This is a genomic window from Shewanella sp. GXUN23E (assembly GCF_050865035.1).
GTDB lineage: Bacteria > Pseudomonadota > Gammaproteobacteria > Enterobacterales > Shewanellaceae > Shewanella.
In genome coordinates this window covers 43324-56946 of the sequence record NZ_JBOZWP010000015.1, presented here as the reverse complement: position 1 = coordinate 56946, position 13623 = coordinate 43324, and the positions used below count along the sequence as shown (strand labels likewise).

Annotated in this window: 13 protein-coding genes; 6 read left to right on the top strand and 7 right to left on the bottom strand. The window is 53.8% G+C overall.

The features are described from left to right. Positions 1–34: 34 nt before the first annotated feature. On the bottom strand, positions 35–1102 hold the full coding sequence (locus ACRRUX_RS13550) for an AI-2E family transporter (protein WP_432531186.1): 1068 nt from the start codon (positions 1100–1102) through the stop codon (positions 35–37). A 148-nt stretch (positions 1103–1250) separates the two neighbouring features. Here ACRRUX_RS13550 and ACRRUX_RS13545 point away from each other — a divergent pair, with 148 nt between their 5' ends. Beyond that, a complete protein-coding gene (locus tag ACRRUX_RS13545) occupies positions 1251–2150 on the top strand; it encodes a TIGR01777 family oxidoreductase (protein WP_432531184.1) in 900 nt (299 codons plus the stop codon). 15 nt (positions 2151–2165) lie between these two features. Here ACRRUX_RS13545 and ACRRUX_RS13540 read toward each other — a convergent pair whose 3' ends face one another. Beyond that, positions 2166–2585: a BLUF domain-containing protein gene (locus ACRRUX_RS13540; protein WP_432531182.1), complete on the bottom strand. Its 420-nt coding sequence runs from the start codon at positions 2583–2585 to the stop codon at positions 2166–2168. Positions 2586–2650: 65 nt separating this feature from the next. Further along, on the bottom strand, positions 2651–2872 hold the full coding sequence (locus ACRRUX_RS13535; RefSeq protein ID WP_432531180.1) for a hypothetical protein: 222 nt from the start codon (positions 2870–2872) through the stop codon (positions 2651–2653). Positions 2873–2951: 79 nt separating this feature from the next. Here ACRRUX_RS13535 and ACRRUX_RS13530 point away from each other — a divergent pair, with 79 nt between their 5' ends. Continuing rightward, positions 2952–5111, top strand: a complete 2160-nt coding sequence (locus tag ACRRUX_RS13530; protein ID WP_432531178.1) for a sensor domain-containing diguanylate cyclase — start codon at positions 2952–2954, stop codon at positions 5109–5111. 62 nt (positions 5112–5173) lie between these two features. Here ACRRUX_RS13530 and nadE read toward each other — a convergent pair whose 3' ends face one another. Next, positions 5174–6004: an ammonia-dependent NAD(+) synthetase gene (gene nadE / locus ACRRUX_RS13525; RefSeq protein WP_432531175.1), complete on the bottom strand. Its 831-nt coding sequence runs from the start codon at positions 6002–6004 to the stop codon at positions 5174–5176. A 207-nt stretch (positions 6005–6211) separates the two neighbouring features. On the opposite strand from nadE, the gene ACRRUX_RS13520 reads away from it, so the two are divergent. From ACRRUX_RS13520 to ACRRUX_RS13510, 3 genes are all read left to right on the top strand, one after another. Continuing rightward, positions 6212–7048 (top strand): AraC family ligand binding domain-containing protein, encoded by an 837-nt coding sequence (locus ACRRUX_RS13520; RefSeq protein WP_432531173.1) that lies wholly within the window; start codon positions 6212–6214, stop codon positions 7046–7048. Positions 7049–7056: 8 nt separating this feature from the next. Further along, positions 7057–7689 carry a LysE family translocator gene (locus tag ACRRUX_RS13515; protein ID WP_432531171.1) on the top strand — a complete coding sequence of 211 codons (633 nt, stop codon included), beginning with the start codon at positions 7057–7059 and terminating at the stop codon, positions 7687–7689. Positions 7690–7774: 85 nt separating this feature from the next. Further along, a complete protein-coding gene (locus ACRRUX_RS13510) occupies positions 7775–8110 on the top strand; it encodes a hypothetical protein (protein ID WP_432531168.1) in 336 nt (111 codons plus the stop codon). A gap of 44 nt (positions 8111–8154) precedes the next feature. Here the strand turns inward: ACRRUX_RS13510 and ACRRUX_RS13505 are convergent, their stop codons facing one another. Both ACRRUX_RS13505 and ACRRUX_RS13500 read right to left on the bottom strand, forming a co-directional pair. Beyond that, complete coding sequence (locus tag ACRRUX_RS13505) at positions 8155–9507, bottom strand: sigma-54-dependent transcriptional regulator (RefSeq protein ID WP_432531166.1); 1353 nt, start codon at positions 9505–9507, stop codon at positions 8155–8157. Then, on the bottom strand, positions 9507–11069 hold the full coding sequence (locus tag ACRRUX_RS13500) for an ATP-binding protein (protein WP_432531164.1): 1563 nt from the start codon (positions 11067–11069) through the stop codon (positions 9507–9509). The genes ACRRUX_RS13505 and ACRRUX_RS13500 overlap by 1 nt, the downstream gene beginning before the upstream one ends. A 337-nt stretch (positions 11070–11406) precedes the next feature. On the opposite strand from ACRRUX_RS13500, the gene ACRRUX_RS13495 reads away from it, so the two are divergent. After that, complete coding sequence (locus ACRRUX_RS13495; protein ID WP_432531162.1) at positions 11407–12060, top strand: hypothetical protein; 654 nt, start codon at positions 11407–11409, stop codon at positions 12058–12060. 53 nt (positions 12061–12113) lie between these two features. On the opposite strand, the gene ACRRUX_RS13490 is transcribed toward ACRRUX_RS13495, so the two are convergent. Further along, the gene (locus tag ACRRUX_RS13490; RefSeq protein ID WP_432531159.1) at positions 12114–13622 is read right to left on the bottom strand and encodes a PhnE/PtxC family ABC transporter permease; all 1509 of its coding nucleotides are present in this window, start codon (positions 13620–13622) and stop codon (positions 12114–12116) included. Position 13623 lies beyond the last annotated feature (1 nt).

Here is a 13623-nt window from a genome sequence, read left to right as displayed (position 1 = left end):
GATACCACATCCGCCCAGTCAGCGGACATGCAGACTAGGGTTGAGGAGGCAATCCGGTACGTGAAGGTAATTCGTCAACCCGATCAGACAGCATGACGGCCAGCCACTGACCACTGTTGCTCGACTCCAGCGCAATTTTAACGATCATGGTTAAAGGCACAGACAGCAGCATACCGACGCTGCCCAGCAGCCATCCCCAGAAAATCAATGACAAAAATACCACCAGCGTCGACAGTCCCAGCCCACGCCCCATGAATTTTGGCTCGACAATATTGCCCATAACGGTATTTACCGCCAGATAAAGACCGGCGACCACGCCGGCTGACGCCGGGCCAAGCTGTAAAAACGCCAGCAATACTGCCGGCACCGCCGCAATGATTGAACCAATATTGGGGATATAATTAAACAGGAAGGCAATCACCGCCCACAGCAAGGCATAATCAACGCCGACAATCCACAATCCCAGACCTACAATCACCCCGGTCGCCAGACTCACCAGGGTTTTAATCACCATGTACTGGTTGATGGACTGCAACACCTTATCAATTTGTTTGAGGCGCATGTCCGGATCATCCAGCGCAAAATGCAGCTTTTTGGGCATTTCCGAGGCTTCAAACAACATAAATACAATAGTCAGAATGATCAGAAACAAGTTGGCCATCACATTGCCCACGCCGGAAAGCATATTGGTGGTCATCGACAAGGCGACACCTGGGTCGAATAACGCCAGAACTTTTTCCTTGGAAATCTGAATATTAAACTCTTTCAGCTTATCCAGTATCCAGGCGAACTGGTCAATCAGCTGAGTCTGATAATGGGGTAACTGACGGGTAAAGTCGTTGACGCTGCTGCCCACCACCGACGCCAGCCACAATCCCATCAACACGATAAACAACATCAGCAGCGACACGGCCACGACTTTGGGAATACGGTGGCGCACCAGCCATTGAATCACCGGGTTGCAGATCACCGCAATAAAGGCCGACAGGACAAAAGGAACCACTATGGTACTTGCCGCTTTGATCCCCGCCAGAATAATCACCAGAAATGCCATCACGGCAAAGCCCCGGTACGCCAGCGATACGCCTTCCAAGCGTTTCATTTGTCACCTCTTTCCTGTTTTACATTGGATACTGGCCGATACCGGCAATACTGAATACACTGCCAATAAATCAATTAATTAGCCAGATACAATTGATCCTGCCGTCAGCCTTGAGGGTATTGTACAGAATAAAAGGAGTGACTCTGTCATGAATATACTGATTACCGGCGCAACCGGCTTTATCGGTCAGGCACTGGTATCCAGACTGGCCGGGCAGCACAACTTATTACTCCTGACCCGGGATCCCCTTAAAGCGGCCAGGTTACTGCCTGACCCCAACTGCCGCTTCATCGATAACCTCGATTCCCTTTCAACCCTGAATGATACTGATGCCATCATTAATCTTGCCGGTGAACCCATTATAGGCAAGCGCTGGAACCCGCAGCAAAAGCAGCGGCTATGTCACAGCCGCTGGGATATCACCGAAACACTGGCGGCACTTATTCGCCGGTCAGAAACTCCGCCACAGGTATTTATCAGCGCCTCTGCCGTAGGATTTTATGGCACCTGGAATACTGAATCCCTGACTGAATCATCAACGCCCAAAGCGGACTTCGCCCATGCCATCTGCGCCAGATGGGAGTCGCTGGCGCTTGGTGCAGCCAGTGAACATACTCGGGTGTGCATCGCACGGATTGGTATCGTACTGGGTAAGCAAGGGGGCGCGCTCGCCAAAATGCTGCCAGCCTTCAAACTTGGTCTGGGCGGACCCATTGGGCATGGGCAACAGGGCATGAGCTGGATCCATCTGGATGATTTGCTGTCGTTGCTGGAGTTCATGCTGAACAGCCCGACCGCCAAAGGCATTTACAACGCGGTAGCGCCCAACCCCGTCAGCAACCGTGAGTTTGCAATCACGCTGGGCAAGGCATTACACCGGCCTGCCGTGCTGCCCGCCCCGGCCTGGATGTTAAGCGTGTTACTGGGGGAACAGGCTATGTTGTTGACCCAGGGACAATATGTGCTGCCAACACGGGCCATTGAAGCCGGCTTCAACTTCCGCTATCCGCAGCTTTCTCAGGCGCTGGCCGCGATAGTACAAAACTGATAGCCAAAGGACAGCTCAGAACTGATGTTTGAAATACAGCAGAATATCCACGGATGCCGCCTTCAGGGCCTGCAATTCACTGTCGTCGAAGTCCGATGACAGTATGTTGGACAGGCCCACTGCCGACTCACCATCAAGCCTGTCTGTATCGACAAATCCCATGCTCCAATCGGCAAAATGTCGCTCCAGCAGATACCCGGCATACAGTTGAGTCACTCTGGAATGGCGGGGATCGCGCTTGATTTTGTTAAACAGTTCCCGCACCGCGGGCTCTTCTCCCTCGAGCAGTTGCACAAATGACCCGGATTGATACAGCAATACTCCGGAGATCCCAAGACTTGCATTGCCTACTCTGGCCTGCTCCAGCAAAGCGTTAAGATCCCGGGGCAGCAGCGGACTTTGTGCGCGGGACATATAAACAAGTTCAAAATACATTGCGTCGGCCTGATGCAGGTATCATAAGTCAATTCTATGCAAACCTGGCGGATAATGCCTGCCCGCTATTCGTCGGCGCGGGCGGCTGATGCTGACTCCATTGCTTTGCCAGCCAGGAGACACTGATATTCCATCCCGTCTATATGCGATGACTCAACCTCAAACAGATCAACCTGATATCTGTCATGATAGCGATACCCGGTGCGGTGATAGCGGGCATGCGAACAAGTCATCAGTGACTTTTCACCGGCTTCGCACTTGAGCGCCGCCCAGCCACGGGTTAACATCTTCGAAACAACATGCAACCAGAAATTAGAACGGTGACACGGGCCTGCGGGCTTCTGTCCACATAAAAAAGGTCGTTGATTGCAGAATACTAAATTTAATCCACCGCTGTTGCAGTTGGCGCTGCTGCTTGGGCTGCTGGGATATGTACTCAACCTCTACCCCATTCCCCTGTTTGCCAACGTAGAACTGGTCATTGGTAATGTTTGTCTGGTGATTGTTGCTGCGGTCGCCGGCCCTTACTATGCCCTGCTGACAGCCTTCTGGTGCGCAGCCGGGCTCTATATGAGCTGGGATTCCCTGTATCCCTTCATTATTTTCATGCTCGAAGCCCTCTGGCTTGGTTATGCCAAGCGCAGGGGATTTTATGTGTTCTATGCCGCAATAGTGTTTTGGTTGATGGTCAGCCCGGCGATATTCATGCTGTATGCGTCTTTGTATACCGGCCTGACAGAAGACCACATCTTTTTTATCGTCATTAAACAGGCCATCAACGGCATGCTGTATGCCAGTCTCGGCTGCCTGGTGGTATTGCTTATCCCTGCACTGTTCAGGTTAAGTTTGCGTCAGGGGCATCTCAGACGCAGCTTCAAACAACAGCTGAACTATGTGTTTGCCCTGCTTATCACTGCAGCCATGCTGATATCTTCACTGCTCTACAACCATACTTACCTGAGCAATCAGCAGCAGATAGTGCAGAACAACCTGCAGGACTCGCTGGGCTCGCTGGCCAATTCGGTGGAACGTTATCTGAAAACCCACCAGCAGGCAATCAGCAACGCTGCCCGCTGGTTAAGCCTCTCCAACACAGATAAAGACCACTGGCAGTTTATGCTGACCCGTCTGAACCAGACTTATCCCAACTTTCTGACCATGCTGATTGCCGACCACAAAGGCAACATTCTGCATGCCAGCCCGGCCTCCATGCTCAAGGATAAACCCGCAGCGAGCCTGAATGTCGCCGATCGGGATTATTTTCGCGAAGCCCTGTACAACCAGAATGACTTCATTTCTGATGTGTTTCTTGGCAGGGGGTTTGGCAATGACGTCATCGTTGCCATGAGCTCTCCTGTGTATCTGCAGGAAAACTATCAGCGCCCTCAGGCCATTGTAGAAGGCTCTCTGGATCTGACGGGCTTTTCGCAACTCGAGTTACCCGCTATGCAGCGGGAAGATTTGAGCATGGTGCTGACCGATGCCAGAGGCAATGTCATTTATGCCTCAGATACCCTGGCACTGACGCCATTGTCGACGTTTCTGTTCAGCCCCAGCGGTAACTTCTATCGCATGTCCATGCCGATGATGAACCTCAAACAAACCAGTAGTCAGGTACCTGAATTTCTGTACACCCGCAAAGAACTCAACAACCAGTGGCAGCTGTATCTGCTCAAGCCATTTGACCCTATGCTGAGCATGGCACAGCGTCAGTATCTCACCTCAGTGGCATTGCTGGGAGCGTCTTTGCTGATCACCCTGATACTGTCTTCGCTGCTGGCAAAATCCCTTACCCGCCCGCTGGAGCTTATTGCCCAGCAGTTCCGGCAGTCAGATGATAAACCGCGCCCCAGATGGAATGACGAAGAAATCACCACGGAAGTGCACCAGCTCTATGAGCAGTTGAAATCCTCACAGCAGGAGCTGATAAAACAGCAGCTGCAACTCGAGGAGCAGGTCGCGCTGCGTACCTTTGAGCTGGAGCGGGCCAACTCAGAGCTGCAGACACTGGCCGAGCGCGATGCCTTGACCGGGATTTACAACCGGCGATTTGCCGAGAGTCAGTTCAAACAGGCACAGATGCTGTGTCAGCGCGGTGAGCAGGCGCTGGCAGTGGTACTACTGGATTTGGATCACTTCAAACAAATCAACGACGAGTATGGTCATCTGGGAGGAGATGCCAGCCTCAAAGCCGTTGCCAACCTGTTGTGTCAGCATTTTGTACGGGAAACCGATATTGTCTCCCGCTATGGCGGGGAAGAGTTTTTGCTTATTCTGCCGATGTGCAACCCGCTGAAGGTGGAATCCCACCTCAAAGAGTTTGCCAGCAAACTTCGCAGCACGCTGATCACCAATCCGGACGATGGCCGTCAGTTCACACTCAAGACCAGTGTGGGTGCGGTTATCGCCAACGCTGCATTTTCAGGCAAAATCGACAGCTGGATAAAACGGGCAGACGATAACCTGTACCGCGCCAAGAGTGCCGGTCGCGATCGGGTCATCTGCAGTATTATCGAAGATATTTGACGCCATCCAAACGAATGGCGACAACGCTTACCGGCCAGCGATAGACCGGCCGCAGCATGAAATCAATCGTAGATAGTCGGAATAGCCTGACGTTTATGCTGGGTAGCCAGGTAAATACTGATGAGGCGTTTTTCCACTTCAACAGGTACAGGTTTACCCTCCAGGAAATCATCTATCTCATCATAGGTCAGCCCCAACGCCACTTCATCTTCCAGCAACGGCTTGTCCTCCTCCAGATCAGCCGTCGGCGCTTTGTGGATAAGGACTTCAGGAGCCCCCAAATATGCCGCCAATTGACGCACCTGGCGTTTATTCAGGCCAAATAACGGCGCCAGATCGCAGGCGCCATCGCCCCACTTGGTATAAAAACCCGTAATATTCTCGGCACTGTGATCTGTGCCAACCACCAGTCCGCCGGTTAATCCACCGATTTCATACTGAGCAATCATCCGCATGCGGGCTTTAACATTGCCTTTGACGAAATCGACATTGACTTTAGGGGGCACATCTATGCCTGCATCACTCAGGGCATTGAGGGTTTCATAGTGCACGCCATCCACACCGGCATGGATATTCACGGTAACCTGGCGGCTTGGCTGAATGAAACGACAGGCCATTTGCGCCTCATCCTCATCCTGTTGTACATCATAAGGCAGACGCACCGCGATAAACCGATAGTCATCACTTTGCTGCTCCCGGTTCATTTCATCCACCGCCAGTTGACATAATTTACCAGTGACTGAAGAGTCCACCCCGCCGCTGATCCCCAGCACCAGCGTCCTGCTGTTGGCCTGATGTAATTTACTCTTGATAAAACTCACCCGGCGTTGCACCTCCAGCTGAGGGTCGATACTGGGCTGTACTTTCATTTCACTAAGAATATGTCCTTTCACAGGCAACGCTCCAAACTGATTAACGCAAATATTCGCTGCGACTATTATGAGTTAACTGTCTCAGAAACTTAAGCCTTTACTGACGATTGCCGGGGAGCAATTCCATTATGCTCAAATCTCCGGCGCAGATTTTAACGAAGCGATAATTGCCGATGGTGCAATCATTTACTGGTTTTTGACGGCGGCTGAAGATTAGAATCCAGTGAAATGTTAACCAGAGTGCAGCCCATGCAGGAAAAGATGACCTATTTGCGGCCCGGGCAATTGCCCGGGGTGGAAATAAGCCAAGGCCATTTCAGGCAATTCAGTTTCGCGCCCCATGTCCATCTGGATTTTCATATCGGGGTAGTCACCCATGGCGCCCAGCGTTACCGGCACAGCGGGGAAAACCTGCTGTTACATCCCGGCAAACTGGCCACCATGAATCCGGATATGGTGCACACCGGAGAAAGTGCTGATGCCGGCGACTATGTGACCAAAGTACTGTCCTTGCCGGTTGACTGGATGACCCTGATTGCCCGTGAGCATGGCTCCGGTGAGTGGTTTTTCCGTTGTGGACAACACACAGACCCACAGCTCTACCACAGGTTTGTGACGTTGCATCAGCAACTGAGCGATCCGCGCATGCCGACACTGGCACTGGAATCGGCGCTTATCAGTCTGATGGCTGATATGATGCGCAGTTGCGGCGAAAACCGGGCAGAGCCCAGGGATTATTCGTTATCGTCACCGGCACTGAGCCGGGTCATCGACAGGCTTCACGCGCATCCGGGGGATGACTATCAACTGCAAACCCTCGCGGACATTGCCGGGCTGGGGAAATATCAGCTGCTGAGGCAATTTAAACAGACACTGGGGATCACGCCGTTTGCCTATCTGCAACGCCTCAGACTGGAACATGCCAAAAAACGCCTCCACAGGAATGAACGTCTGTGCGATCTGGCCTGCTCGCTGGGCTTTTATGATGAGGCACATTTGAACAAAGCCTTTAAACAGGCCTTTACCGTGTCGCCTTCGGCATACCGAAAAGCGATGTGTGGATAAGAAATACTATGGAAACTCAGTTGTTTATTACCCTTGCCGGGATTCATTGGCTGGCACTGATGAGCCCGGGTCCCGACTTTGCACTGATGCTCAACAAGGCCACCGCCCAGCGCAGCGCCGCACTGGCAACGGCACTGGGTATCAGTGTCGCTATCCTGATCCACACGCTGGCCAGTCTCAGTGGGATCAGTTTGCTGATCCAAAGCAGTCCCCCCCTGTTTACACTGGTAAAAATTCTGGGGGCAAGCTATCTGGGCTGGATGGGACTGCAAATGCTCAGAAGCGGCTGGCGTCGGGCCCGGACCTGTGACACGCAGCTTCCGGCGACTGAATTACCCACAGGAAACAGCTTTATGCAGGGACTGTACACCAATCTGCTCAATCCCAAAGCCCTAGTGTTTTTCCTGACGCTGTTCTCTACCCTCGTCAGTGCTGACGCAGGATTTATGGATAAGCTTCTGATCTGTATCCTGATGTTCAGTCTCAGTCTGCTGTGGTTCAGCCTGCTGGCAGTGGGCCTCACCAGCCGCGGATTAAGACCCTGGCTTCAGGCAAAAACCTGCTTTATCAACAATCTTTCCGGGCTATTATTCGTGGTGGTGGCCATCACAATTCTGGCTAATTTGCTGGTTGCTTATTAAGTAAATCGCAGATATGTGAACTGGCAATCCAAAAGCATCTTTAGTATTTGCTACCCTGCAACCAAATATTCATGGAGGTTGTTTCATGTGGTGGCGAAGTATTCTGGTTGCTTTGGCGTTCTGGCTTATCGGTGCTCATTTCCTGCGTTTTGATGATATCTGGCTGTGCGTGGCGGCAGCACTGATGCCAGCCCTGCTGCTGTTTTCCAACCTGGCGGTCTATCGGGTTATGCAACTGGCATTGGTCATCGGCGCCGTGGGAGTGTGGGGTGTCAGCGGCTACGATTATGTACAGATGCGTATCGCCATGGATGCCCCCTGGTTAAGACTGGCCGCCATCATGTCGGCAGTGGCGCTGTTTACGTTCGCCGCGGCCTGGTGGGTGGAGGGCATAGCCCGTTTACGCAAACTCAGCCGCTGAATCCCGCCTGTGACTGCGCCCATTCAACAGGCGCGGTCACAGATTCACACCAATGCATGTTTCTCCAGTCGATATAAAAAAGCTTTGTAACTCATCCCCAGCCATCTAGCCGCCCGGGTCCGGTTGTTATCATGTCTGAGCATCGCCTGTTGCAAGCACTGTTTTTCAAACTCATCCCAGTTGACTCCGGAATCAGGCAGGCAACAAGCATTGCCACTGACTGCTGCCGATGAGGCCTGTTTCAGCTCCTGCAATAACTCCTGCTCATCGCCCAGCAGCACAAAGCGTTCAATGCGGTTGGATAACTCTCTGACATTGCCCGGCCAGTGAAAATCCAGCAACTGTTTCATGGCGACTTTATCCAATACCGGGACCGGCAGGGAGTAGGCTCTGGCGTGCAGTTTGAGAAAATACTCAATCAGCCGGCCAATATCCTCTTGCCGCTGGCGCAGGGCCGGCATATGCAAAGGCACCACGTTGAGCCGGTAAAACAGGTCTTCACGGAAGCGACCGGCACTGACCTCTGCACTCAAATCCCTGTGGGTCGCGGCAATAACCCGAACATCCAGCGACAGCTCGCCCTGCTGACCGAGTCGACTGATAATCCCTTCCTGCAGGAAGCGCAACAATTTGGTTTGCTGCAACAAGGGGAGTTCTGCCACCTCATCTAGAAACAAAGTGCCCCCATCCGCCATTTCCAGTTTACCGATTTTCTGGCTGGTTGCGCCGGTAAAAGCCCCCTTCTCAGCCCCAAACAGCTCAGCTTCGGCCAGAGATTCCGGAATCGCACCACAGTTGATGGCGACAAAGGGTCTGGCGCTGCGATCCGATAGCTGATGCAATGCCCGGGCAGCCAACTCCTTGCCGGTACCACTCTCACCGCCAATCAGTACGGTAACATCGGTAGCACTGATCCGCCGGATCCGTTCATACACCTTCTGCATGCAGGGAGCTTTACCCACCAAACCCACCAGTTCCTGCTGTTGACTGAGGGCGCTGGAAAGCGCTTTATTCTGTCTTTTCAGCTCCTGGGTCCGGGCGACTTTATCGATAGCCAGCAACAGGGCCTGACGCTGAAACGGCTTCGCCAGATAATCATCCGCACCGGCCCGGATAGCCTCGACCGCATGACTGATGGTGCCGTAAGCTGTCGCGATGATAAACCCGGTTTCTCCCTGCTCCCGGCGCACATAACTGAGCAAATCCATCCCGGATAACTGGCCCAGTTTCCAGTCTGAAAACACCAGATCAGGTTTGTCCGCCTTGATCAGCAAAATGGCTTCCTCAACACTGCCGCAGTCAGAAGTCCGGTACCCTGCCTCCTGCAGCATGGCACTTATCAGCTGCCGCTGTTGTGGTTCGTCCTCCACCACCAGAATATGCAGTGTTTCACCCATTATGCGTCCTCCCTGAATATCACGGTAACCACGGTGCCACCTTCGGGATTATCGTCAAACATCAGCTTGCCGCCATAGTGGGCTTCAAGCAGTCTGCCGGCGATATAAAGTCCCATGCCCGTCCCTTCGGCTTTGGTGGTGTAATGGGGCTGCCCCAGATGTTGCTGTTGCTCAGGCGTCAATCCACAGCCCCAGTCGGTAATATGAATATGAACCTCCTCTCCGCTCTGACCGCCGTCGATGAGGATCCTCGCCAGCGTCTGCCTGCTGGCTTCACCGGCATTAACCAGTACCGCGTGCAATATGCTGCGGATCTCCGACTCAGCGCCGGTGACAAAGGTGCCCGGGGCAATCTGAAGGTCGGCATCAACCCGGGTTCCGGTGACTGACAGCTCAAGCAAAATGTCCTGCACAATTGCCCCCAACGGCACTTTTTGTGTGCGGCACAAACCATTGGCAGACAGTGTCAGCAAAGACTGTATTTGCTTGTCCATCAAATGAATTTTCATGCGCATTTTATCCAGGGTCTGCAGCCGCGCGGTCTCATTTTGCTGCGCACACATGGATTCGGACAGCAACCCCAGAGTCTGCAGTGGATTTCTCAGGCTGTGGGCGATACCTCTGGCTATCTGCCCAAGCTCGGCCAGATGCTGTTGCCCGGCCATTTGCTGCTCTTGGTGACTGAATTCCAGCAGTCTTAAACTCATGGTATTGAATCCTGACAGCATGCGCCGCAGCTCGCTGACGCCCTGCTCCCGGATTTGCACGCCAAGCTGTCCTTCCCCCAACGCCCGGTGACCACGGGCCAGCTCCGACAGCGGACGGCTGAAACGGGATATCACCCAGGAAGCCAGTAAAATCGCGATAAGGCCGGTAATCGAGATAAGCAGCAGCATCCACTCCACATAGCGGGACAGCAAATCATTGGTGTGACGCTGACTGAAATTGAGTTCATGGATCATATCGGGAGTGGCAATAAGTTCTACCCGGCCAGGTGTCATCTGGATATTTTCCAGCCGGGTCAGCACAGCATCGGCTTTGTCACGATAATATGCCTCGGTCTGACGCCTCACCCGCTCCGCCCAGCGACGTTGCAGCTCAGCCAACTGCTGCTCGCGAAACTGCACCAGCCCTTCGGCCTGCAAAGCCCGCTGACGCAGCATCACAAGTCGCTCCTCCTCTCCATCCGGTAGGGTTTCTGCGTTACCTTCAGCGTCTATTCTTTCCTCTGGCGTGACAGACACCCGGTGAAGGCGCTCATCGATGCTGCTCAATTCATCCTCCAGCCTGCCGTATTGCTCAGCCAGTGCCTCCAGCTCCCGCAATTGCTTAAGTTGCTCGCTGGGCAACGGCTCCTCCGATTTTTGGGGAAAATTGAACGGTGGGAGCGGTGCCGGTGAGCCAAACACTACGCTGACTACCTCCCGGGACAGCGCCCTGGAATCAGCCTGCACCTCCTGCTGCAGTTGCCCCTTAAAAAACCAGGCAAGGAACAGCTGACTGGTACTGAGCAGCAGGATGACTCCACTTATCAGCAGAAACAGATAACGCCGGATGGACATAACTCTTCCTTTCGTCACGCCGCGTTGCGGCTCAGGTACTGCAGGTAATCAATAATCGCGCCATTTTGCAGCAAACATGTCGAGTGCATCATCAATGCAGTCCAGCTGCCGGTTTTTCATCGGCCGATGTGCAAACGACAGATTTACCTTTGATACATTCCCGGCTCCTGTCAAGGCAGATTTCCTGATATGGGGAAGCGCAGCTGCGCAAATCGGCACTGTTAGCGGCATACGCCCCTATGAGTAAATCCCATCAGCATAATATTCATACAGTTAGCCTGATGGCACGATTCTGGCTGAGCACATAGGGTCCGAACATCAACAACAAGGAAATTGTATGAAAACCTTCATTCCACTGCTGCTGGGTATCAGCCTGTCCGGCGGACCGATGATTGCCCCGGCAGGTGCCGTCGATGTGCAAACCATCCATATCAAGGGCGATGAACAAGCTTTTGGGACCACTACCCTGAAAGTCTTTCAGCAAGGTGTTGAACTGACGGAGTCTTTCACCAGTGATGAACTGAAAGATCCCGACGTGCTGGCAAACCGGCTGGCCTCATTGCCGGAGGATAAGCGCAGCAAAATCATTAAATTGCTGCAGAGCATGCAAAACAACGCGCTGCTGTTCGACGTGGAGCCTCCTCCTGCAATGGACGCTGCAATGGAAGAGCGTGCCCGGGTGTTTGAGCAGCAACATGAGCAGTTTCTGCAGGAGATGGAGCAACATGCCAGGCAACTGGAGCAGCGCAGCCGGGAGATGGAGCTGCATGCGCTGAAAATGGCGGATCAAGTGGATTTATTCCTGCCCGGACTGGAGGGATTCAACATAGAGATCAGTGAAGAAGGTGCAGACAGGCTGATCGTCGTTCGCGATGACGCCAGACCCGCAATGACCCGCCGTATCGTCGGCATGATTGAACACAGTGAGCTGACCGAAGAGGACAAACAGGCGATCCGCGATGCCCTCAACAAGTCAGGCAACAATCCATAATCTCACAGTGTCAGCAACTCCCTGCGCCACGCAAATCCGGGGCGGACGCGGAGTCAGCAGGCCATGGGGCGCACAGCCCGGGCCTGCAGTCGCTGACTCAAGGCGTCTACCAGCATATTCAGCAAGGCGGTAAATAACAGCAACATCGCCGCATTGGCCAGACGTAACTCGGCAAAAGCACTGTCCACGTAAAATCCCAGCGTCATCACCCCTATCATCCCCAGAATGGCACTTTCCCGCAGGATCACCTCGAAGCGATACAGCAGCAATGCCATGGCATTGGGGTAAAGCACCGGCAGTACTCTGAAATGCCAGTCATCAAAACTGTTCAGGGGGACACTCTGGGCCGGCAGCTCATCCGCCTGCCTTGCCAGCAGAAAGACCAGCAGTGCGGCATTGTGCAGCGCCAATGCCAGAATACCGGGCAACATGGATGGCCCTACCAGCAACACAAACACAAATGCCAGCAGATATTCCGGAGTCGAACGCAGCGCCAGTGAAGCCAGTTGTCCACTCAGCCATCCGGGCCAAAAACGCCGGCTTGCCAGAGGCAGGCAGAGCAGCGTCAGCAGATGGGTCAGGCCAAGGGCGGCCAGCGCCAGCAACAGGGTGGCAGCCACTCCGGGCAGGATTTGCCCGTAAAATAGTGGTGCAAACCAGTCAGATACCCCCTGCATCAATGTCATCACGTTGGTATTTCCCGGTCGGGAGTCCAGCTGCAGTGGTGGCAGCAAGTCGTGCAAAAACTGCTGCAACAGTGTGAGACTGTCCAGTGCCGGTGCGGCTGGCAGCCAATACCATGCCGCCAGCAGGTAAAATGGCAATAACGTCCGCCTTGCCCAATACTTCAGCGTGCCAATCAACAGGATAAACAGTAACAGCAGTGCGCCGCCCAGTGCATATTGTCCCTGAGAATAAGCAGACTCAAGGTAAAACCCCAGGGTCGGCAGCCCGATAAACCCCAGCACGGCACTGCTTCTGAGCGCACATTCAAAACGGTAACGAATATAACTGGCCATCAATGGCCACACTTTGGCCATACGGCCATACACAAACCGGCTGAGCCAGTCTCCGGGCAAGCTGTGTTCCAGCGGCGCCGGCGCGAGTCTGAGCATGTCATAAAACACCCGGGCAAACGTGGCCGCAAATGGCAGCGCAATCGCCAGTATGCCGGTCAGCGGCGCAAGTCCGAAAATCTGCATCAGCAGCAATGCCCAGAATAGCTCATGGACACCCCGCACCAAAGCGCAGCCAAGTGCGATCCCCTTATGCTGATACCCCAGCGCCAGCATCAGTCCAGCAGGCAGCGCCAGCGCAACCCCCAGCAGGGCAAAGGCAACCGTTTGCCAGACTGTGCGCAGCAGAAATTCCATTTGCCCAAGTCCGGGCCGCAAAATTCCCTGAGCGATCAATTGCAGCTCGTGCCAGGGATCGATGGTAAGCACAGCAATATCCGCAAGGTACCAGGCGATGGCAAACAGGCTATAGAGCAGTGCAGTACGCCACTGCCAAGGACCGGGATGCCAGTGCGGCGCAGCAGGAGAGGAAGGTTTCTGTGGCATT

Coding starts and splice junctions, on each gene's coding strand:
- ACRRUX_RS13550 (WP_432531186.1), bottom strand. CDS start 1,102: ATGAAACGCTTGGAAGGCGTATCGCTGGCGTACCGGGGCTTTGCCGTG.
- ACRRUX_RS13545 (WP_432531184.1), top strand. CDS start 1,251: ATGAATATACTGATTACCGGCGCAACCGGCTTTATCGGTCAGGCACTG.
- ACRRUX_RS13540 (WP_432531182.1), bottom strand. CDS start 2,585: ATGTATTTTGAACTTGTTTATATGTCCCGCGCACAAAGTCCGCTGCTG.
- ACRRUX_RS13535 (WP_432531180.1), bottom strand. CDS start 2,872: ATGTTAACCCGTGGCTGGGCGGCGCTCAAGTGCGAAGCCGGTGAAAAG.
- ACRRUX_RS13520 (WP_432531173.1), top strand. CDS start 6,212: ATGTTAACCAGAGTGCAGCCCATGCAGGAAAAGATGACCTATTTGCGG.
- ACRRUX_RS13515 (WP_432531171.1), top strand. CDS start 7,057: ATGGAAACTCAGTTGTTTATTACCCTTGCCGGGATTCATTGGCTGGCA.
- ACRRUX_RS13510 (WP_432531168.1), top strand. CDS start 7,775: ATGTGGTGGCGAAGTATTCTGGTTGCTTTGGCGTTCTGGCTTATCGGT.
- ACRRUX_RS13505 (WP_432531166.1), bottom strand. CDS start 9,507: ATGGGTGAAACACTGCATATTCTGGTGGTGGAGGACGAACCACAACAG.
- ACRRUX_RS13500 (WP_432531164.1), bottom strand. CDS start 11,069: ATGTCCATCCGGCGTTATCTGTTTCTGCTGATAAGTGGAGTCATCCTG.
- ACRRUX_RS13495 (WP_432531162.1), top strand. CDS start 11,407: ATGAAAACCTTCATTCCACTGCTGCTGGGTATCAGCCTGTCCGGCGGA.
- ACRRUX_RS13490 (WP_432531159.1), bottom strand. CDS start 13,622: ATGCCACAGAAACCTTCCTCTCCTGCTGCGCCGCACTGGCATCCCGGT.